At 63.0% G+C, this 21375-nt stretch carries 10 protein-coding genes; 6 read left to right on the forward strand and 4 right to left on the reverse strand.

Annotated features, from left to right (window positions below; genetic code table 11):
- Positions 1–61 precede the first annotated feature (61 nt).
- From mobF to ABIE24_RS13980, 4 genes are all read left to right on the forward strand, one after another.
- Complete coding sequence (gene mobF / locus ABIE24_RS13965; protein ID WP_502916283.1) at positions 62–3586, forward strand: MobF family relaxase; 3525 nt, start codon at positions 62–64, stop codon at positions 3584–3586.
- 111 nt (positions 3587–3697) lie between these two features.
- Positions 3698–4093 (forward strand): sulfate permease, encoded by a 396-nt coding sequence (locus ABIE24_RS13970; protein ID WP_354500680.1) that lies wholly within the window; start codon positions 3698–3700, stop codon positions 4091–4093.
- A gap of 122 nt (positions 4094–4215) precedes the next feature.
- Positions 4216–4482 (forward strand): hypothetical protein, encoded by a 267-nt coding sequence (locus tag ABIE24_RS13975; RefSeq protein ID WP_354500682.1) that lies wholly within the window; start codon positions 4216–4218, stop codon positions 4480–4482.
- Positions 4483–4487: 5 nt separating this feature from the next.
- On the forward strand, positions 4488–5762 hold the full coding sequence (locus tag ABIE24_RS13980) for a hypothetical protein (protein WP_354500684.1): 1275 nt from the start codon (positions 4488–4490) through the stop codon (positions 5760–5762).
- A 13-nt stretch (positions 5763–5775) separates the two neighbouring features.
- Here ABIE24_RS13980 and ABIE24_RS13985 read toward each other — a convergent pair whose 3' ends face one another.
- The 4 genes from ABIE24_RS13985 to ABIE24_RS14000 all read right to left on the reverse strand — a co-directional run bounded on the left by ABIE24_RS13985 (position 5776) and on the right by ABIE24_RS14000 (position 13393).
- Positions 5776–9111 (reverse strand): DNA polymerase III subunit alpha, encoded by a 3336-nt coding sequence (locus tag ABIE24_RS13985; protein ID WP_354500686.1) that lies wholly within the window; start codon positions 9109–9111, stop codon positions 5776–5778.
- Positions 9108–9395 carry a hypothetical protein gene (locus ABIE24_RS13990; RefSeq protein WP_354500688.1) on the reverse strand — a complete coding sequence of 96 codons (288 nt, stop codon included), beginning with the start codon at positions 9393–9395 and terminating at the stop codon, positions 9108–9110. The genes ABIE24_RS13985 and ABIE24_RS13990 overlap by 4 nt, the downstream gene beginning before the upstream one ends.
- A 526-nt stretch (positions 9396–9921) precedes the next feature.
- Complete coding sequence (locus ABIE24_RS13995) at positions 9922–12792, reverse strand: ATP-binding protein (RefSeq protein ID WP_354500690.1); 2871 nt, start codon at positions 12790–12792, stop codon at positions 9922–9924.
- Positions 12793–13087: 295 nt separating this feature from the next.
- Positions 13088–13393 carry a hypothetical protein gene (locus tag ABIE24_RS14000; RefSeq protein ID WP_354500692.1) on the reverse strand — a complete coding sequence of 102 codons (306 nt, stop codon included), beginning with the start codon at positions 13391–13393 and terminating at the stop codon, positions 13088–13090.
- Positions 13394–13553: 160 nt separating this feature from the next.
- Here ABIE24_RS14000 and pglW point away from each other — a divergent pair, with 160 nt between their 5' ends.
- Both pglW and pglX read left to right on the forward strand, forming a co-directional pair.
- Entirely contained in the window at positions 13554–17744 is a 4191-nt protein-coding gene (gene pglW / locus ABIE24_RS14005; RefSeq protein WP_354500694.1) for a BREX system serine/threonine kinase PglW, read from the forward strand.
- Positions 17741–21304, forward strand: a complete 3564-nt coding sequence (gene pglX / locus ABIE24_RS14010) for a BREX-2 system adenine-specific DNA-methyltransferase PglX (RefSeq protein ID WP_354500696.1) — start codon at positions 17741–17743, stop codon at positions 21302–21304. The genes pglW and pglX overlap by 4 nt, the downstream gene beginning before the upstream one ends.
- Positions 21305–21375 lie beyond the last annotated feature (71 nt).

Genomic DNA, 21375 nt, shown 5'->3' on the forward strand with positions numbered 1-21375 from the left:
TTGCCACGCCTCTTGCAGATCGAGGCGGCGCACCTCCTTCACAACGACGGAGGTGGACCGGGTGACGGTATCGATGCGAGTGATGAGTGCCGGCGACGGTTACAAGTACCTGCTGCGCACAGTCGCCGTTGAGGATGGGAAGCGTTCACTTTCAACGCCGCTGACCCGGTACTACAGCGCGCAAGGCACACCGCCGGGACGGTGGATCGGCGGCGGGATCGGTGGCCTCGGTGCGGAGATTCTCGAGGGTGACGACGTCACGGAGGCGCAGCTACAGCTGTTGATAGGGTTGGGCCGCAATCCGCTGACCGGCGAGGCGCTCGGGCGCGCATACCCCTCTTACGGGACTGTGAGCAACGCGGGCCCCGGAGACCGTCATATCGAGGCCGACCAAGCGACCGCGCTATCAGCAGGGGAGCCACCCCGGGTCGCCCGCCGCCGCGCTGTTGCTGGCTACGACTTCACCCTTTCGATTCCGAAATCGGCGAGCGTCCTGTGGGGTGTTGCTGACGCGGCAACGCAGGCGCTGATTGCGAATGCGCACCATGAGGCGATCGCCGACGTGGTTGCCTACATGGAGCGCGAGGTCGTAGCGACGAGGACCGGTGCAAAAATGCGAGACGGCGCCGTGGCTCAGGTTGGTGTGACCGGCATCATTGCGACGGCCTTCGATCACTTCGACAGTCGGGCGGGAGACCCGCATCTGCACACGCACGTCGTCATCAGTAACAAGGTGCAGACCGTGCTGGACGGCAAGTGGCGTTCACTCGATGGCCGACCGATGCACGCGGCTGTGGTGGCGCTTTCCGAACTGCATGAGGCCTTGTTCGCAGACGCACTCACTCGAGCGCTCGGCGTGCGATGGGAGATGAGGGAACGGGGCGGAGATCGCCACCCGGCATGGGCAATCAGTTCTGTTCCCGAGGCGCTGGTCGCAGAGTTTTCGACGAGGGCGCGCCACATTGATGTCGAGACGGACGAGTTGTTGGAAGCGTACGTGAGACGGCACGGTCGCCGTCCGAATCCGGTCACCATCATGAAGCTGCGCGCTCAGGCCACGCTTTCCACACGACCCGCGAAGCAGATGCGCTCGCTCACAGAACTTACCCGGGAATGGCGTGCACGTGCGGAGCGTGTGTTGGGGCAGGATGCGACGACGTGGGCGAGCGCCGCATCCTTCAAGTCTCCGGCGCTGCAGGCAAAGGACGTGCCGCCCGAAACCGTTCATTCGCTGGGGTTGAGTGTGATGGCGGCGGTTAGCGAGAAGCGGTCCACCTGGCGGCACTGGAACCTCGCGGCCGAAGCTGCGCGCCAAATGATGCACCTCCGATTCGCGTCGGCAGCCGATCGCGAAGCCGTCCTCGGCCTCGTCGTCAATGCCGCCGAGAGCGCATCGCTGCGAATCACGCCACCCGAGCTGGCGGCAATTTCGGAGGCATTCCAGCGGGACGACGGGACGTCGGTTTTCCGTCCGAAGCACTCCATCGTGTTCACCTCGTCGGAGTTGCTCGACGCGGAGGCTCGCTTGCTCGATCGTGCCGCCGATGAGACGGGACCGAAAGTCGCGCTGGCAACGATGCGTTCGGTTGCTCGTACGCAGCTGCCGGGTGGAGGAGTGCTCGCCGACGATCAGCTCCGAGCGCTCGCCTCCATCGCTGGCTCCGGGCGGGTCATCGATGTCCTCGTGGGTCCGGCTGGCGCGGGGAAGACGACCGCGATGCACGCGCTTCGGCTGGCCTGGGAGGTTGCATATGGTGCGGGCTCAGTTGTCGGGCTCGCCCCTTCGGCGGCCGCCGCACAGGTACTGGGGGAGGATCTCGGCATCACGACCGAGAACCTGGCCAAATGGTGGCAGAACCACCTGGTCCATGAAGCGACGTTCCGCTCGGGTCAACTCGTGATCATCGATGAGGCGTCATTGGCGGGTACCTTGTCGTTGGACAGAATCACCGCGCTCGCTGCGGACTCGGCCGCGAAAGTCCTTCTGGTTGGCGATTACGCCCAGCTCCAGTCGGTCGAGGCGGGCGGCGCGTTGTCGCTGCTGGTCCACGATCGGGGGGACGCACCAGAACTCGGCGACGTGCATCGCTTCACGCACGAGTGGGAGAAGGCTGCATCACTCGGGCTGCGTCAAGGCGATCCCGAGTCCATCGACCTGTACGTCGCGCACAATCGTGTTCGCGAGGGCAGCACGGAGGCAATGGCGGATGCCGCTTACGAGGCTTGGTGCTCTGACACCCGAGCCGGGAAAGCAGCAGTTCTGATCAGCGATTCGAATGAGGCGGTCGCCTCGCTGAACGTGCGCGCTCGAACAGAATTGATCCTGGAGGGCCGAGTGGATGCGCTTCGTGAAGTCGCCCTGCATGACGGAACCCGTGCTGCTGTCGGTGACACGGTCATCACCCGCCGCAACAATCGTCGCCTTCGCGCGGGCCGATCTTGGGTGCGTAACGGTGACCGGTGGACCGTGATCGGAGTGCGGCGGAACGGCTCGGCCGAAGTTCGACGGCACGGCCGCCGGTGGGGGAGCGCCACGGTGCTCCCCGCCGAGTACGTCAAGCACCATGTCGAACTCGGCTATGCGGTAACTTCTCACCGTGCGCAAGGCATCACGACGGACACCGCCCACGTCGTCGTCGCGTCGAGCACCACGCGAGAGAACTTTTACGTTGCTATGACGCGTGGCCGCGAGGCGAACACGGCCTACGTGGCCATCGATCAACCGGATGACGCGCACGTCGGACCGCGCCCCACTGATAACGCCGACGCGACAGCGCCGAACATCCTCTATGGCGTTCTACAGCACGTCGGTGCCGAACTGTCTGCGCACGAGACGATCGTGGCGGAGCAGGAAGCCTGGGGATCGATCGCACAGCTCGCAGCAGAGTACGAGACTATTGCGGCAGCCGCGCAGCGCGACAGATGGGTCTCTGCGTTGCGAGGGAGCGGGCTCTCGCAGGGCCAGGCTGACGAAGCCGTTGAGTCGAATGCCTTCGGAGCGTTGACCGCCGAGCTCCGGCGGGCTGAGGCCTACCACTTCGATATCAGAAGCCTGCTTGCGCGCGTCGTCGCAGCGCGCGGGTTCGATGACGCGCAAGATGTCGCGGCGGTCGTACATGACAGGATCGCATCAGAGATCGCTCGAGTCGCCGGAGCAGGTCGTACGCGCCCGACGCCACGACTGGTGGTCGGACTTATCCCGAGCGCGACCGGACCGATGGATGCTGACATGCGCCGGGCCCTCATCGAGCGCGCCGACCTGATCGAAGCCCGAGCGAGTGCGGTCCTCGATCAGGCGCTGCTGACAAAGGCGCCGTGGACGCGTGCGCTCGGGACCGCACCCGGGGGATCATCTGCCGCCGCTTGGCGACAGCACGGATGCACCATCGCGGCATACCGGGATCGCTACGGCATAGCCGGGATGAGTCCGCTCGGCCAGGTGCCGCAATCGACGGCCCAAGGAATGGACGCAGTTCGCGCCCGTGCCGCCTTTCAAGCGGCACAACGCCTCGCGGACGAGCACTTCTCCTACTTCGCGGCGAGGCGAGGCACTGCAGGGCTTCCCCCTGCCGGCATCCCGTTCTAAACTGGCCCTCAAGCGACCTCTATTGCGCCATCGCTTGTCGCGATGGCATGACTCCCGTTCATCGGGCGCTCCTTCCAGGTTCTTGTCGCCGAACATCCGGAAGGATGCAGCATGTTCGGACTCATCTGGGGTGTCACTGCACGGGCCTACTACTCCCTGCGGCGGTTTATGCCGACCAACATCCTGCTCGACGGGATCCACACACGACGCGGACTCAAGTGGGGCGTGCCGGCGATGTTCCTGGCTGTCCCTTACGGGGTGGCGACGGTCCTCTGTGCCGGGCTGGCCGAAGCCGGTGGCTCGGGCTGGCTGAACGCTCTCGCGATTCTGTTCGCGTGGAACGCGTTGAAAATCCTTATCGCCGGACCGGTGACCCTTATGCGGCTCTTCCGGGTGCGGGGACGGGAAAGCCGAGCGCGGCGCCGCCGTGCCATGCCGGATGTCCTCGGCGAAGCCGTCGGACCCGTACACGTCAACGAGCCGGTGCTTACGTCAAAGCGCACCTGAGTACCCATCCCTCGATTCCGAGGGTCGAAGAAGTGGTTGGTCTCACCCGGCCAGTCACCGCTGGCGTACCTCCTGTTCGCGGCAGTATGGGCTCACACGAGTCTGACGGCAGGAGTTTCACTATGACGATCCCGCAGGAACAGTTCGACGATTTGCTCACTCGCACGGCGCTTGCCGCCCTTTTCTACTATCCGGAGGTCGTTGTAGACGATGCTGACTACAACATCGAAAACGACATCGCATATTGCATGGAGCCCGTCTCGGCGATCTGGGACCAGGACGCCGAACGGCTACGAGCCGTCATCGGACGGGTGATCGCGAATCCGACGGCACATCGCTCTGAACTCCTCGCTCTCGTCATCGAGTTGGCGCCCCCGCCGATCGAGTAACAACAATGACGAACGACCCGATAGATGACAGCGCCTCCACGGGAAAGGCACCGGGAGCTTTGCCTTCCGCCCCAGATGGCCTCGCTGGCGACACGGTTCGAGACAGTCGCCTCGATCAGCGCACCGCAACCAGGCGTAGGTGGGTGGAAGCGAACCGCGATCACGTCCGCGAGTTGAATCGACGCTGGCGGGTTGAACATCTCGACCGAGCACGGCAACTCAACCGCGACTCGATGCGTCGAGCCACGGCAAGAAAGCGGCGCCAGGCAGAGGTGCGTGCTCGCGGGCGAGAACGGGCGAAGAGCTGGCGGGAAGCGCATCCCGACCGCGTCCGCGAGTATCAGCAACGGTGGATGGAGGAAAACCGTGAGAAAGTTAGGGAGTACTACAACCGCTATTACGCAAATCATTGCGACGAGGTGAACGCTCGGGCCGCTGCGAGACGAGACGCGGACCCCGACCGCTCGAAGCAGGCACAGAAGCAGTGGGCCGAGCGCAACAAAGGGCGTCGTGCCGAACTGCAGCGTAATCGGCGCAACGACCCAGAGACTTACGCGGCGGAGCTCGCCGCCAACGCGGCGGCGAAGCGTCTCAAACGCAGGCTCGAGCGAAATGGCCTGCCGCCGAAGCGTCTTCATTCGCCCACCGCCGCGGAGCGACGCTCCAACGAGCGCGAGGCGGGCGCCTATTTTCGTGATCCAGCATTGCCCGAGCACTTACGGCAGTTAACGGTCTTCGCGGAGTCGCTGACAGAACAGATACTCAAGAATGGTGGGCGCATGCGAGAGTTCGCGGACGCCTACTCGGCGACCAGGGCACGCGTGGGCCTCCCACCAGTGCAGGCGGAGAGCATCATGTACGCCCGAGCAATCGAGATCATCACCGAACGGATGGGTCGCGTCGACTTGCTGACCAGCCGCGATGCCGCAGCGGCCGTGCGCAGCACGAAGGCTGTGGTTCGACAAGAAGAGCGGAAGCAGCAGTTCGAGCGACTCGTGAAGACTCTCGTGGCGGAGGTACACCGTCAGAGTGCCCGGTATGGCGTCGATGCGGAATTGGAGAACCGGGCGAGAGCCCATCAGAAAAAGCCGCGGGTGTCAGTCGAGTCACTGGTTGTGCAGATCGCATTACAGGAGGTCATCGAGCGGGTCCCCACGAGCAGGTTGAGCACCGAGGATGCTCGGAGTGCTGCCCGCGCCGCACGGGCACGCATTGTGTTGCCGCCTGAAGCTCGTTCCGACCCCACTCAGAATCAGTTTGGCAGGAGGCAAGTCGAGTAGATGAAGGCGATACTCAAACCGCGCGGAGGTGCCAGCCGGGGACCGTCTCGATCCCATGGGCACCGGCCTCGGTGCGTGCGTCCATTTCTCGCTGTGCCGCCTGGTGCCTCGCCTTAACGTTCCGTTGAACCTCGAAGAGGTCCCACATGTCGTCGACGGTGACGGAGACTCCGCGCGCGCCCGACCGTCTCGTCTTCCCACGAATCAGCATGTAGCTGGTGCGGAACACTTTTCCGCCGATCTTCTGCTGGGCGTCGCCGAAGACGACTGCGTTGGCGACCGGCCCGGACCCGTCGTCGAGGGAGAGGAACACTACGCGGCCGATTCCGTTCCGGGTCGGTGGTGTGTTTGTGGCTCGCCGGACGCCGGCGATGAGCACGTCGGTTCCGCCGGGCAGGTCGATGAGTTTCGCCGCTGGGGTCACCCCGAGTTCACGGAACAGGTCGTGGAACCGCGCCATCTGGTGGTTCGACACGGCGACGTTGAGGTCGCGGAGTTCGAGGTCCGTCTGCGTGCGACCGCGGAGCTCCATCGACGTGACCGCTTTGAACCGGTTCCCTTCGTAGCCGAGCGGTGGCAGTTCAATGTTGAGAGCGAGCTGGTCGTCACCAATTCGCACGGCGGATCCCTGCAGTGACTGGATGTGGGCGAGGAGTTCGTGTCGTCGGTCCCGGTCGTAGCCGATGAAACTGTCGAGTGCGCCGACGCGGGCAAGGGATTCGAAGGTACGGCGTTTTGGGCGGACTCGGTCGCGGAAGTCCTGGAGCGAGTCGAACGGCTGGTGCTTCGCGATCCGCGCGCGTTCCGCTTCGCTGCTGCCGTTCAGTTCTACGAGCGACATCCGGATGCCCTGGATGCCGTCGGTGGTCTGTTCGACCCGGTATTCGAGGCCTGAGGTCTGCACATCGAAACCGAGGAGGGGGATGCCGAGACTTCTCGCCTCGGCGAGAATGAGGTCCTTCGGCCACATGCCGGGGTCGTGAGTGAGGAGTCCGGCGAGGAACACCGTCGGGTGGTGTGTTTTCAGCCACGCGGACTGGTAGGTGGGAAGGGCGAACGCGGCGCCGTGTGCTTTCGCGAACCCGAACGCTCCGAACCCGGCGAGGACCGTCCAGGCCCGGTTCACGACGGCGTCGGAGAATCCGCGGAGGGCGGCGTGCTCGCGGACGTAGGACTCGATCGCGGGGAGCTCGTCGGGTTTTTCGAGGCGTCGGCGGAGCACGTCCGCTTTTCCAAGACCACAGCCGGTGAGTTCGTCGAACATCCTCATCACCTGCTCGTGGAAGACGATGACGCCCATGGTCTCTTGGAGGAACGGCTTGAACCGGGGGTGGATGTAGTCCGGGGCGACTTCGCCGTGGCGGGCCTGGAGGAACTGCAACGGCATGTTGTTCTGCATCGGGCCTGGGCGGAACAGCGAGATTTCGACGGTGAGGTCGTTGAACACTTCCGGTTGGAGTTTTCCGACCAGTTCCATCTGACCGGGGGATTCGAGTTGGAACACCCCGAGGGTGCGGGTGGACCGGAGGAGTTCGAAGGTGGGCTCGTCGTCGAGCCGTACCTGGTTCAGGTCGATCGTTTCACCGGTGAGCCGGCGGTGCTCGGCCACGGCGTGTGCCATCGCGGATTGCATTCGCACCCCGAGAACATCGAGCTTGATCAACCCGAGCGGATCCATGTCGTGCTTGTCGTACATCGACATGGGCAGCCCCATCCCGGAGGCCTGCACCGCGGTGCGATCCAGCAGTGACCGGTCCGAGAGGATCACCCCGCACGGGTGCACGGCGATGTGCCGGGGCAGCCGGTCGAGTCGTTCGGTCATGTCGACGAGCATGTCCAGTTGCTGGTCTTCCTGTACCGCCGTGGCAAGTCCGGCAAGTTCCGGGTTCTGCTTCAGCGCCTGGCGGAACTGGCGTGCGTTGAACCGCCACATCTGCCCGGCGATCTCCTTGATGTCGGCGTCGTCCATTCCGAGGGCGAGCCCGGCGTCCCGGACGGCGCCGCGACCGCGGTACGCGTTCGTCATTGACAACAGCGTCACCCGTTCGGAGCCGAACTCGGTGAACAGCATCCGGTAGATGTCGTGCCGTCTCGCGGACTCGACATCGATGTCGATGTCGGGAAGGGTTCGCCGTTCGGGGGAGAGGAACCGTTCCCAGATCAGGCCGTTGCTGATCGGTTCAACGGAGGAGGTGTGGAGGACGTAGTTGAGCACGCTGCCGACCCCGGACCCGCGCGCCTGGATTCGGATGCCTTGGTTCCGGATGAGGTCGCAGGCGTGAGCGACGGTGAGGAAGTACCCGGCCATCCCGAGCTGCTCGACGGTCGTCATCTCATGCTCGAGTGCGCGATGCGCTTCGGGGAGCAGCTTCGAGCCGGCGTAGCGTTCGTCGACGCCGTGACGGCCACGGGTCCACAGTTCGGTGAGCGGTTCGCCTTTCACCCCAATGACGGATGCTTCCGGCATCCGTGGTTTGCCCAACCCGATGTCTGTGGCGCCGTCGAGGGCGCACTTCTCGGCGAGGTGCTCGGTATCGCGGATCAGCTGGTCGACGGCGCCGGGTTCGTGGGCGCCGGCGTCGACGACCATCCGGGCGACCTGCCGCATCGCCTGACCGGGTTTCAACCACGCCTGCCCGTTGGTTTGCAGGTCCTCCAGCTCGGCCAGCGGGGTGAGCATCCGGGCGGCGTCAGCGATGTCGGCCGTCAGCGCCTCGTCAGGAGTGCCATACCGGACTGCGTTGGTGAGAACGGCAGGCAATCCCGCATACTCGGCGAGCGACAGCATCCGGGTGGCCGGAGTCACCGAGCCGGCGTTTCCTGGTTCCGCGAGATGGCAGACCACCTCGATCGTCACCGAGCCGGCGGGCATCGCCCGGGTCCACGCGGTGAGACGTTGCCGAGCTTCTGCTCCGTCACGGCGTTCGATCGCCTGGCCGACGTCGGATGCCTGACCGAGGAGCACGGTCAGGGAGTTCATCCCGGCGAGAAACGCGAGTCGTTCCCGGGAGACGGACGGTTTCTTCGACCCGTTCTGATGAGCCGCGGACACCAGCCGGCAGAGCGCACCGTAGCCGCGGCCGTTCGTGTGCCCGTGCGCGAGGACAACGGCTCGGCCGAGCGGCCGGTGCTCGTCGTCGTGGATGGCGAGGTCGGCCCCGAGGCCCGGGCGGACGCCGGCGGCGAGGCACGCACGGACGTGTTTGATGGCCCCGTACAGGCCGTCACGATCGGTGACAGCGAGGAAGTTCGCGCCTTGCGCTGCCGCCTGTTCAGCGAGTTCTTCGGGCATGGTGACGCCGTAGTGCATCGAGTACGCGGAGTGGACATGCAGGTGCGGGAAGCTCATCCCCAGTCGAGGGCGAGCACCCAGGTGCCGTCGGCGTCTCGCCGAAGGTCGTACCGGTGCTGTTCCTCGCCTCCCGCGGCCACGCCGGCCTTGACGGCATCAACCCGCCACAGTTCAGTGTCGATTCTTTTCGGGGCCGAGCCCTGCTCCCACCACCGAGTGCGAGAAAAGATGGCCTGTGGTTGGCCGATGATAGTGTGCTCGAACCGGTCGAGGAAGAACGCCGCCGGGTCGCCGGCTGCGCTGAGGTCGACGGTGACCGGCTTATCGATGATCGTCGGCATGGATGCCTCTTCCCTCGAATATTCGTATATATGTTCGATATAAGAAGTGTACTCCGGACCGCCGACAAACACGAACGAGCCGAGCGCGCGGAGACGTTCAGTGCTTCTGCACAGACATCGACCATGGGAGCGGATCTCGCCACTCGCGCACGATGCGTAGTTGGGGTATGGAGACACCGCCCGGCCCGATCGCGAATGATCCGATGCACGCGCTGCTGTCGAGGCGATCGTCCGGCAAGACCGCACTCAAGGATCGCTCGGCCGGCGACTTTGGCCTGCGGCCGCAGCCGCCGCCCGTCTCCGCAGCCCGCAGCCGCTGCCGAATTAGAAGAAGGTTCTCTCGAGCGATTGCACGTTCGGGTTGAAGCGATACTGCCGCCCGCGGTGCCTTCGGGATGGCGACCCGACTTAGGCCCCGGTGATGAAGTAGTTCGCGGTTCGTTCTCACGGAAGAATCACTATGTATGTCCAGGATTGAACCATCGGCGCGGTTCGTCACGATGTGGGAATCGAAAAACGGAACCAGTTAGAACATGGAAGGTTCGGCCTCGCTTATCGAGCCCTTGAGGGTGGGCTTGACCACGGCTGCGTCACGGCGTCGAGAACGAGATTCTTTGCTGATCGCGACCTCCCGGCTGTCTTCCCCGAGGAGTCGGATCTGGTGCTCGATTGCAAGATCATACTTGAGGATGGACTCATCCGTTCGCCCCGCTTCGGCCAACATGGTGGTGAGTTGGTTCAAAGCACCACGGAACCGGTGACCTCCAACATTGTTGAATTCGAGATAGCTTCGAAATGCGCGCTCGCCATGGGCGATTGCTTCTTCTATCCGACCCACTCTTCGGAGCGCCGTGACGACTTGTGATCGATCGGACGGGCCGCGCCTCAACCGCGCTTTCTCATCTTGATCCGACCGCAGGCGATCGTCTTCCTCCCAGCCCTCACTAAGTTGGTCGGCGGCCTCATCGTGCTTTCCTAGTCGGGACAGGAACCATGCGATCTCCGAGCGACCTGTGAGCGAGACAGTACCGTTACTCGCCTCAACCCAAGCAACATGTTCGGAAAAACGTTGCACCGCCAGCTCCGTTTCACCGGCTGCCACCAAGTTTGTACAGAACGAATTGAGTGCCCGCCATTGAGTGAACTTGCGCTCTCCTAGTATTTGCGAATACAGAGCGGTCGAGTCATCCCTGCGTCCGGACTTCCACAGCAGGTCAGCTCGTTTCGTGGTGTTTTGGTCAAGGAATCGAGGGACGTGGGAGATCTTGTCGAAAGGGACATCGAGCGCCTCTGTTTGGTCCAATGCATCTACTATGCGGCCGCTGCACTCAAGTAACTGGGCGTACTCGTGGCGGACCCAGAGCAGCTGAGGGTCGTTGCGCCGAAATACCTGCATTTGGTCGGTCAGAAGGCTGCTGTAGAGGTCCATCAACGCACTCGGCGGTGGCGACCGGAACTTCCACTTCGGCAGAAGGACTAAACGAGTCTCCAGAGTGACCGGATGTGCTGGGCCCATAGCCGCAACAAGTTCGGGTAGCAGTTGTGCGAGAGTCGCCAAATCATCAGCGTCCTCAAAATAGAATCCAGTCGATTTCGCTAACAATGCAAGCGCTCGGACCCCTACCCACTCGTGATGATCCTCGTCTAAGGCGTCGGACCAGTCGCCTAACCGGAGCAGGTCGTTGGCCGAAGAATCGTTTCGACGGCGCCGACCATCGCGGCCCTTCGCTATGCGCAACACCGCAGCGGTCGGGGTAATTTCGTCTGATATTTCCGCGAGCCAATTCGCGGCCACCAGAACATCCGCTTCCGGCTCAAGGAAGTAGCCCCCAGCTCGCCGTTGATTTACCCAATTCGTGAGTTCGCGAATGGTTGCCGTGCGGAGCCGTTCACGTCGTGGATTGCGGAGCGTGTAGCGTTCGTTGTACTTTGCCAAAGCAGTTATGGCGAGATCGCGCTCTTTGAACTGCAGCCCGCCTGAGGCACCAATAAGCCAAGCGTATGGAGAGGCAGCGTCTTGCAGCGACGTCTCAAGGCTGCTGGCTGTCGCCGATCCCGCTGAATCAAGAAGGTCGGCAGACCCTGCCGCGGCTGCAACGATCCGCGCGATGAAGACATCGACTCCACTCGCTTCGCTATCAGCTCTACTTCCTGCAGCGAGCATCATGGCGTCCCGTACATCGTGGGGTAGAGCTGACCACATGAGATCGTACATTGCACGGTTAACGTCTGGCGGGTAGCTGAGTAAGTCTTCTGGCTGGAGGAGAAGCTGACCATCGTTGTCAGCAATCCTCTCGCGCGTGCCAGGAAGTTGCAGGTACACCTTCAGCGCGAACGGGTTCCTGAAATGCCCTGCCAGTAGGTCGAGGTCACGCCCCGAAATTGTCGGCAATTCCTCGACGACGAGAGCAACGCGCTCGGATGCCGTCAGAGTGGGGACATCCCACACCTCAACCGCAGCGGCGGTGACGGCTTTTGCCCTCCATTTGGCATACTCCGAGCCTGCCCCTGTCGCTAACACTGACTGTGTCCGTTCGTGTTCCGGCCAAGCTGTCGCAACAACGAGTACAGGATTCGACGCGGGCGCATTCGCAACCTTGCTCAGGAAAGTCCCGGTGCTTGCGTCCATATCGTGTAAATCTTCGATAACTACGACAGCAGGTAAACGTTCGTGAGCAAATGCACTTACGGCCGAGAAAAGATTGTCTGCAGTCGTGTTCCGGACTTCGGCCACGTGAAAGCCGACGTCAGTGTCGGATCGGAAGTCGCGCTCGTTTCGAATCACTTCAGCGCCCGATCGTATGGCTTTATTGGTCCACTCGATCCCTAAACCCAAGAATGGGACCGTAAATCCCAAGGCCTTGCCAATGAGCTCTCCAGCTTCATCCGTCATTCCAGAGTTGATGAGTTCCCGAAGACGGTCTTCAGCGTCTCGCGACTTCGCCGAAAGCTTGTCCACTAAGGAGGACGCGCGGCCCCACGCAAAGGCCAGGGCCGGCATGTGAGCTTTGAACATCGGCATTGCTTGTGCCGCGGCGTCCACGGCCTGGCCGTGCGGCATGCGTGCACAATCGATTGCCCACCAGCCGAACGAAGGCCGGGCCTTCGCTGGCCACCGGAATGTTTCCGCTGTTGGAGCCAGAACTTTGCGAGCTGTAAGCAGACCTTGGCCGCCGAAGGCCACCGTCTCATCGAGAGGCGGCCAATATTTCGGCTCGGGTTCCTCTTGCTGCAAGCGTTCGTAGAACTCGCGGATGATTCGTGACTTACCCACGCCTGAGCCCCCGCGAAGGATGATGATCCGCGCGGCTGCCGGTTCACCAGCGGCAACTCGGCGAAGCTGCTCCTTCAATTGATCAAGAAGACGGTTATGCCCATCACCGATCAGCCCTGCCATGTAACGTCCTCTTCTTGAATGTCGCCTTGTGCTCAGCGTAGCTAGCGGTTGAGCACGGCTGTGACCGCGGCTTTGCGCTGACGCGCGAGCGTTCTACGCTGCGACGATCGGCGAGGATCGTCTATAGAGCGGGAGGTTTGCCGTTTGCACGGAGCTAACGGGTCTGGGACTAATCAAGTCCAACGAGACGCAGGCCATCAGATCGAGGCGGGTTACCAAGGACAAGATACTGTTGCTCTGATGCGCCGTGGTCCAATGCTTCGCTGACGGCGTCGCCGAGTCCGAGTGACACTGCCTAAAGTTTGTCGATCCATGTGTCCTCGCGATCAGTCCAGCTATCGCCGGTGCGAGTACGTCCCGCGTGCTGCGCTCGTCCTTGGAGCGCGTAGAGCAAGGACTGCGCGTCGGACTCAGTTAGGTCGACGACCCGAGAGATGCGCACGCCAATCAAATCCTTCACTAGCGCGAATTGTTCGCGGGCTGTTGTGATGCCGAGATTCGTGAACCGCTCTCGGATAAGCTGACGTTGACTGGCGGTCAATGAGTGCACCGTATGCTCGTCGGGCGTGGGGTCTTCAAAGAGCGAGAGCCCGTCAGTCATCAGCCAATTCTTACAGTTCTGCGACAAGGCCAGATAAGTCCCTCGTACGGGGGAGGGGCTGTACGGTGCTGCATCATCGGTAATGCCTATGGCTCTGAAATACTGGACGCTGTATGTGGGCCGGCCCCGAAGCGCTCGGGTGACTTGTACAAAGGAACCGATGAAGTCTGATTCTCCGCTGTGGCACGTGCTGGGCGAGCCGGCGCAGTCGCATGAGGCGGTTGCGCTGGAGCGACTGCGCGACCTGCTCCCTGACGACGGGATTACGACAGCATGGGTCAACACGACGGTTGTAAGCCCGGGCGGCCGCGCCGACGAGATTGACGCTCTCCTACTGACCCGCGCCGGTCTGTTCGTGCTCGAGCTGAAGGGCTGGCACGGCCTCATTACCGGCACCATGGCTGGCTGGATCCAAGACACGAAACACCAGCGCCGTTACCACAAGAGCGCGTACATTCTCGCGAACGAGAAGGCGAAGCGCCTCAGCTCGATCTTGAAGGATGCAGCCAAGCAGGTCCCTGGAAACCCGAAGACCCCCTTCATCAGCGCCCGCGTCGTATTCCACGGCGAGCAGTCGACAGTGAAGCTCGACGGGCCCGCGGCGGAGAACATCCTGGCGCTCGACGGCTACCATGTGCGCGGCCTCGAGGATCGCGCCGTCTCGGACTTCCTGGCCGCACCGCCCAACCATGCACCGATTGACCTCACCCAGGCGAAGCGGATCCGAGCGATTATCGAACATTCGGGTCTTGTGGCGACGCCAAAGCAGCGCCGCATCGGCGATTATGTGCTCGATGACGCCAATGCGCTCGGCGACGGTCCCGGCTGGTACGACCTGCTCGTCTCGCATCCGGTCACGAAACTGCAGCGCCGGCTCCGCGTCTTCGAAGTGCCGCCAGGTTCCTCCAAGTCCGCGCGAGAGCAGCTGGAGATGGCCGCCAAGCGCGAGGTTGCCTTCACCGAGGGCCTCAAGCACTCGGGCATCGCCGGGGTTATCGACTACCTCGATACCGAGAACGGTCCCGCGCTACTCTTTGACTTCAACCCCGACGAGGTTGCGCTCGACCTCTATCTGGGCGAATTTGACCAGACAATCCAGCAGCTGGATCGACTCGACCTGATCCGTCGCATCGGCGAGGTGCTGCGGTATGCGCACGCTCGCCGTGTGACGCACCGCGCGCTAACACCGGCGAGTGTGATGGTGAACCGTGAGACCGGAGAGGTACGCGTCCGCGACTGGAGCGCCGCGAAACGGAGCTCGAACAGCACGACGACGGCGACGATTGTGTCGGGCGGTGTCGAGAACCCTAACCAGCTCGTCGACCACTCGGCGTGGCTGTACCTTGCGCCCGAAAGTCTGCGGCAGAGCACCACAGTTTCCCCGGTCGCTCTGGACGTCTATGGGTTCGGCGCACTCTCGTATCTGATTCTGACCAGCGAAGCACCGGCGGCAAATCTCGCGGCCCTACAACAGCTCATTGCGGATCCGAGTCGCAGCCTCGATCCACGCGCGATCCTGCCGGACCTCAACACTGAGCTCGCAAATCTTGTGGCACAGGCAACGGCATTCGATGAGCTGAACCGCACAATCGACGTCGATGAGGTGCTGAGAAGCCTCGACCAAGCGATCGATGCCATGACAAAGCCTGAGGATGACTCGGAGTCTCGAGTCGCCGGCGGCGACCCAATCGACGCCAACCAGGGCGAGACGATTGCCGAGCGGTTCATTGTGCTGGACCGACGCGGTTCCGGCACGACCGGTACTGCACTGCTCGTCGATGATGTGGAGCGCGGGCGCGAAGGCGTCATCCTGAAGCTCGCCCGTGATGATGCCGCGGTCGAGCGGCTCGCGGTCGAGGCCCACGTGCTCAAGGGACTGCAGCATCCGCGTATCGTGCGGCTGCTTGAGGGCCCGGTCGATGTTGCCGGTCGGCAAGCGCTCATTGTGTCGGATGCAGGCAGCGAGACGCTCGCGCGCAAGATCCAGAACGAGGGCCGGGCGACGATCGAGCAGCTCGAGCGGTTCGGCAACGACCTCATCGAGGCGGTCGCCTATCTCGAGTCGAAGTCCGTGTTCCACCGCGACATCAAGCCGGCGAACTTGGCGGTTGCGCCCGACGCGAAGACCCGCAGCCCGCGCCTGAACCTCTTCGATTTCTCGCTTGCCAAGGAGCCGCTGCGCAAGAAAGCATCGGGTTCGAAGCCGTACCTCGACCCGTTCCTTGTGCTGGGGAAGCGCCCACAGTACGACCGTGCGGCTGAGCTGTACGCGGTGGCGGTCACGCTGTTCGAACTAGCCGTCGGCACCCCGCCGTGGTGGGTCGTGGGTGAGGATGTACCGGCGAACGCCGCAGACCGCGTCGCTCTGACCGAGACGATGTTCGATCCCGGTGTGGGGGCCGGGCTGCGTGCCTTCTTCGAGCGGGCGTTCGACGGCGACACCGCGAAACGATTCGCGAATGCCGTGGACTTCGGCATCGCCTGGCGCGCCTTGTTCGCAGGTGTGGACGCCGTGACAGGGGACGGCGATGAGGCGAATGCAGAACGCGCCGCGGCGGCGACTTTATCGACGTCGCTCACGTCAGCGGGTTTGAGCGCCCGGCAACTGTCGGCACTTTCTCGACTCGGCGTCGCCACCGTTGGCGAATTGCTGGACCTCCCGTCGTTCCGTATCAATTCGATCCCCGGCATGGGCGAGAAGGTGCGCAAGACGATCGTCGCGCAGGTGCGCGACTGGCGTCAGCGGCTTTTCGCTTCGGCTGAGCACATCGAGACAGATGTCTCCGCGGACGTCCGGTTGTCCGTGGAGCAGCGAGTGGCGAAGCTCATCCCACGCGAGGGTTCGAAGAACACGGGCGAGATCTCCGTTCTGAATGCACTGTTGTTAGGAGCATCCGTCGCGGGTGATGAGGCGGTGGCAGGAGGTGCGCCGAGCGCATGGCCTGGCCTCAACGAACTCGTCGCTCGCACCGGACTCGGCGCTGGAACCGTCGCGTCGTCGATCGAGTCGGCGACCGCACGTTGGCGCAAGAGCGGCGTACTCGCACCGGTCATCGAGGTCGTGAAGCGTGTCCTTGCGGAGTCGGCTGGCGTCGCGACGGCCGAAGAACTCGCGTTATCACTGCTCCTGACTTACGGCTCACTGCTGCCGAGTGCGGAACGCATCGCCCGGGCAGTCTCGCTTCTGCGCGCGGTCATCGAGACGGATGACTCGCTCGACGGTGCCCTGTTCCGACAGCGTCGTTCGAAGCTGCCGGGATCCCCAATGGTGCTCGCCCTCGATACCGATGCGGATGATCGCCCGGATCGGCATGGTGCGTCGGCGTCCGTGCTGCTCACGGTGGCGATTGCGGCGGGCACTGAGGTCGACCGCGCGCTCGAATCGGACGGTATCATCGCGGCGGCGACCATGCGTGAGCGGCTGCACGGTACGGTGCCGGAATCGGCGCTACTCGATGAGGGTCGTCTTCTGACGCTTGCCGCGGCCGCGTCGAGGACCGGCGCCCGCTCGAGCGTCGGTGAAATGTACCGAGTCGGCCTAGATGGCGAGATGGCCGTTGCAGGTGCCCTCCGGGGCAGCGCCATCCGTGAGTTGACCGAGGCGCAGGTGCGTCATCGGGTGAGCCTGCGGTTCCCGCGCGCGGCCGTGACGCCGATGCATCCTAAGCTCGACGCGGTTGTGAAGCGTACACATCCACATCTGACCTGGCAGGGCGACGCATACCGTCCGCAGGACACAGATCTGGCGACGTACTCGTCAACGCGGGCGACCACGACGTTGTCGGCGCCCCTGTCGACTTCCGCGCTGAACGAGCGGCTGACGGGCTCACTGCGATCGAAGGGTGCGCTCGCGCTTACAGTGCATCCGGCCGCGTACCGCTCGTTGCAGCGTGTCATCGCACAGCGCTACGGGCTTGAGATTGTCGACTTCGCTCAGGCGCTGGTCGAGCGGGCCCGTTTGATCGCGGTTGAGAAGAACATCAAGTGGCCCGTGCTGCTGCAAGCCGACGGCAAGTCGGCCGATTCGGTCGACTTTAGTCGCGCCACGCAGGTCGTGCGCCTCGCGATCGGGCCGTTCTGGCGCGATCTCGTGACCCAGGACCGGCCGCTGCTGATCACCAATGCAGGCGTGCTCGCCCGCTACGGCCTCACCGGCCTCCTGGACGAAGTTGCCGACCTCGCCACCGAGCGCCCGGCCGCACGCTGGCTGCTGGTTCCCCACCGCCCTGACCTTCCGGCACCTGACCTCGAGGGCAAGCCGATCCCGTTTGGCGCCGACCGTTGGGTCCCGCTGCCCTCGAACCCCACCGAACTATCGTTCCTCCTTACCGGAAATGAAGTGCCCTCATGATCGTCGCCGCCTCGCTGCTGACCGACCTGAAGAAGCAGCTAAAATTGCTCGAGGCCGACCTACGGCAAACTGCTGAGGATTCCTCGTCGGAGTACGGCGCACGTCTGCACGCGGAGCACGACCGTGCCTTCGCCCGGGAACGCACGGCATTCACCTGGTCGCAGTGGCGCGACGGCGAGGTGACGATGGCGGCGGTGTCGTGGATTATCGCGACGACGTTCGTGCGGTTCCTCGAAGACAACGACCTGCTTGAGGGTGCCCGCGACAAGCACGGTTCGGTAGCCCTGCCGTGGATATCGGGCCCCGGCGTCCGCCGGGACCGCGCCGTCGAGAATCAGGATGCGTTCCACGCCCGGGAGCGCACAACCAATAACCGCGACTGGTTGCGTTCGGCATTCGGAGTGCTCGCCTCGCTGCCGGCAGGTAGAGGGCTCATCGACCCGAAGCACAGCCCCGTGTGGACGGCGCCGATCAGCGGCGGGGCAGCGGATGAGCTTCTGCGCTTCTGGCGCAAGCAGCAGGCAGACGGCACACTCCTCCACGACTTCGCCGACGAGAGCCTCGACACTCGCTTCCTCGGCGATCTGTATCAGGACCTCTCGGACTATGCGAGGGATACGTACGCATTGCTGCAGACCCCGGTGTTCGTAGAGGAGTTCATCCTCGACCGCACATTGAAACCCGCGATTGAGGAGTTTGGGCTCAACGGGCTCAAGCTCATCGACCCAACGTGCGGTTCGGGTCACTTCTTGCTGGGTGCTTTCGAGCGGCTCAACGAACTCTGGAAGCAGCAGGCACCGGCGATGGATCCTCGGACCCGCGTGCAGCACGCCCTTGACTCGGTCTACGGCGTCGACCTCAACCCGTTCGCCGTGGCGATCGCCCGGTTTCGCCTCACTGTGGCCGCCCTGCTGGCGACCGGCGAACCGACCCTCGTCTCTGCTCCGGCGTTCGGTTATCATCTCGCTGTCGGTGACTCGCTGCTGCGCTCCGAGTCACCCGCGCAGCGCCTTGACCTCGGGGATGGCGAAGAACCGTTCGGCTACGAGACCGAAGACGTGCATGAGTACGCGGGTATCCTCAAGACGAACCAGTATCACGTTGTCGTGGGCAACCCGCCCTACATCCCGGTCAAAGACAAAGCACTCAACCAGAAATATCGCGAGCTTTACTCCACTTGCTACCGAAAGTACGCCCTTTCAGCGCCGTTCATGGAGCTGTTCTTCAGACTTGCCAAGTCGACCGATGCAGCAGGAAGCGGAGCTGGGTACGTCGGAAAAATAACCTCCAATTCCTTCATGAAGCGAGAGTTCGGTAAGCCACTTGTAGAGAACTTTCTCGCGGGAAGCGACCCGTTCAGCCCCGTTGATCTAACTAGCGTGATCGACAGCTCAGTTGCACACATCCCTGGCCACAACACTCCAACAGTCGTCATATTCGGGAGGCGGCGTAAGCCAGTCGGTCGTTCGCTTCGGGTAGTCCTGGGGCTCCGGGGTGAGTCACCGCCACCGGCGGATCCGTCAAAGGGAAAAGTTTGGGCTGAAATCGTGGACCACGTGGATCAGCCAGGATTTGACGGAAACTACGTTTCCGTAATTGACACGCCACGCGATGCTCTGGCAACCCACCCTTGGTCCCTTTCGGGTGGTGGGGCTCGGGAATTGCAAGCGGTGATTGAAGCGAGAGCAAGCACAACTTTGAAGCAGCACGTTCTCCGAATGGGGTTCTTCGGGGTGATTGGTGCCGACGACGCATTCATCACGACGGCATCGCAAGCACGGTCTGTGGCCAGTAGTAAGGCATTCAGAGCACTTGTAGTTGGAGATGCAGTTCGTGACCACGAGATCACAAAATCTGACCCCGCATTCTTCCCCTATGACAGCGCACACCATTTAATGAGTCTGGATGACTACCCGGAAGCAGCCCGACACATGTGGCCGTTTCGAACTGAATTGGGAAATCGGGCAACTTTTTCTAAGCGCACCTATTTCGAGGAGGGACGACCCTGGTACGAGTGGCACCAGCTTCCGCACGATGAAGCAGCAAGCAGGCTTTCCATCGCGTTCGCATTCGTTGCAACTCACAATCATTTCGTCCTTGATACTAGGGAACGAGCATTTGGACGCACCGCTCCAGTCGTGAAACTGCCAATAAGCGCAACTCAGGATGAGCACTTTGAATTGCTCGGCGTGCTCAATTCGTCGACGGCGTGTTTCTGGCTTAAGCAGGTCTGCTTTCCGAAGAGTGGGGAGAGCGAGCCGTGGGCCAACAGGTTCGAGTTCACGGCCACCAAGCTTGAAGGTTTCCCTCTCGCCGAAACTTCTGTAATGGGCATCGCGCGGCGCATCGACGAGCACTCTACCAATGCAGCGGCTGCGCTTCCCAAGACACGGCTTGCGAGTTCGGCAAATCGGCAGGAGCTCTTGGCAAGTCGCGAGAGGTGGGCTGGTAGCCACGCGCGGGCTGTGGGTCTTCAAGAGGAACTTGACTGGGCGATCTACCACTCCTATGGACTGACGACTCGCGCCTTGGTCTCGGTGGACGAAGTTTCCGTCATCCCCGGCGAACGCGCATTCGAGATCACCCTCGCTCGAAAACTGAGCGACGGAGTGGTCGAGTCCGCCTGGTTCTCCCGTCATGATCGCGAGGCCATCACAGAACTGCCCGCGCACTGGTCTCAGGAGTATCGCGCCATTGTGGAGGAACGTCTCGCTGAGATCGAGTCGAACCCGTGGATCCGCCTGCTCGAGCAGCCGGAATACAAGCGGCGCTGGGCGGGTGATTCATGGGATCAGCAGCTTCCAAGCGCGCTCCGCGAGGCGTTGCTCGATCTGTTAGAGGCACCAAACCTCTGGTTTGATGCCTCGAACCGGGCCGCAGCGAGGTCCGTGGCGCAGCTCGCGCAGGAACTCCGCAAGGACGATCACGCGCGCGAACTCGCTGAACTGCTTGTCGGTTCCGACGACGTCGACTGGGTGGTGCTCGTGCGCACCCTGATCGCAGATGAGTCGGTGCCGCACGTCGCAGAGATGCGCTACAAGCACTCTGGGCTGACGAAGTTCCGTGAGTGGCAGCAAATTTGGGAAATGCAGCGCGCCGAGGACCGCGGCGAGCGGGTGCAGATTCCGGTTCCGCCGAAGTACACCGATGCCGACTTCCGCAAGCCGATCTACAAGAAGCTCCGCGGCAAGCTCGACGTGCCGAAGGAGCGCTTCATCGCTTACCTTGGTGCGAACTTGCCCAACGACGTCACCGAGGTCTACGGCTGGGCCGGGTGGAGCCACGCGGACCGAGGCCTGGCCCTCGTGAGCCTCGCGACCCAGCTGAGCGGCGACGGCGCCACGAATGATGCCCTTCTGTCGCTGTTCGCGGGCATCGTCGAACTTGAGCCGTGGCTGCAGCAGTGGCACGCGGACGTCGATCCGGCGTTCGGCATGAGTCCGGCGGCCGCTATTTCCGGCGGGCTCGACTTCCTACTGAGCAAGGGCGGTCTCAGCCGTGCGGACCTCGTCGCCTGGAAGCCAGCCATCCCTGCGCGCAGCCGCGCCGAGAAATCCTGACCCACTCACCACATTCATCGAAAGCAGACCGTATGACTGAGCTCACTCTCAGCTCCCCGCTACGCGACCTC

Source organism: Mycetocola sp. 2940 (genome assembly GCF_040548835.1).
Lineage (GTDB): Bacteria > Actinomycetota > Actinomycetes > Actinomycetales > Microbacteriaceae > Mycetocola_A.

Excerpts from the sequence above, each read along its gene's own strand:
- ABIE24_RS13970 (WP_354500680.1), top strand. The coding sequence starts at position 3,698 with ATGTTCGGACTCATCTGGGGTGTCACTGCACGGGCCTACTACTCCCTG.
- ABIE24_RS13975 (WP_354500682.1), top strand. The coding sequence starts at position 4,216 with ATGACGATCCCGCAGGAACAGTTCGACGATTTGCTCACTCGCACGGCG.
- ABIE24_RS13980 (WP_354500684.1), top strand. The coding sequence starts at position 4,488 with ATGACGAACGACCCGATAGATGACAGCGCCTCCACGGGAAAGGCACCG.
- ABIE24_RS13985 (WP_354500686.1), bottom strand. The coding sequence starts at position 9,111 with ATGAGCTTCCCGCACCTGCATGTCCACTCCGCGTACTCGATGCACTAC.
- ABIE24_RS13990 (WP_354500688.1), bottom strand. The coding sequence starts at position 9,395 with ATGCCGACGATCATCGATAAGCCGGTCACCGTCGACCTCAGCGCAGCC.
- ABIE24_RS13995 (WP_354500690.1), bottom strand. The coding sequence starts at position 12,792 with ATGGCAGGGCTGATCGGTGATGGGCATAACCGTCTTCTTGATCAATTG.
- ABIE24_RS14000 (WP_354500692.1), bottom strand. The coding sequence starts at position 13,393 with ATGACTGACGGGCTCTCGCTCTTTGAAGACCCCACGCCCGACGAGCAT.
- pglW (WP_354500694.1), top strand. The coding sequence starts at position 13,554 with ATGAAGTCTGATTCTCCGCTGTGGCACGTGCTGGGCGAGCCGGCGCAG.
- pglX (WP_354500696.1), top strand. The coding sequence starts at position 17,741 with ATGATCGTCGCCGCCTCGCTGCTGACCGACCTGAAGAAGCAGCTAAAA.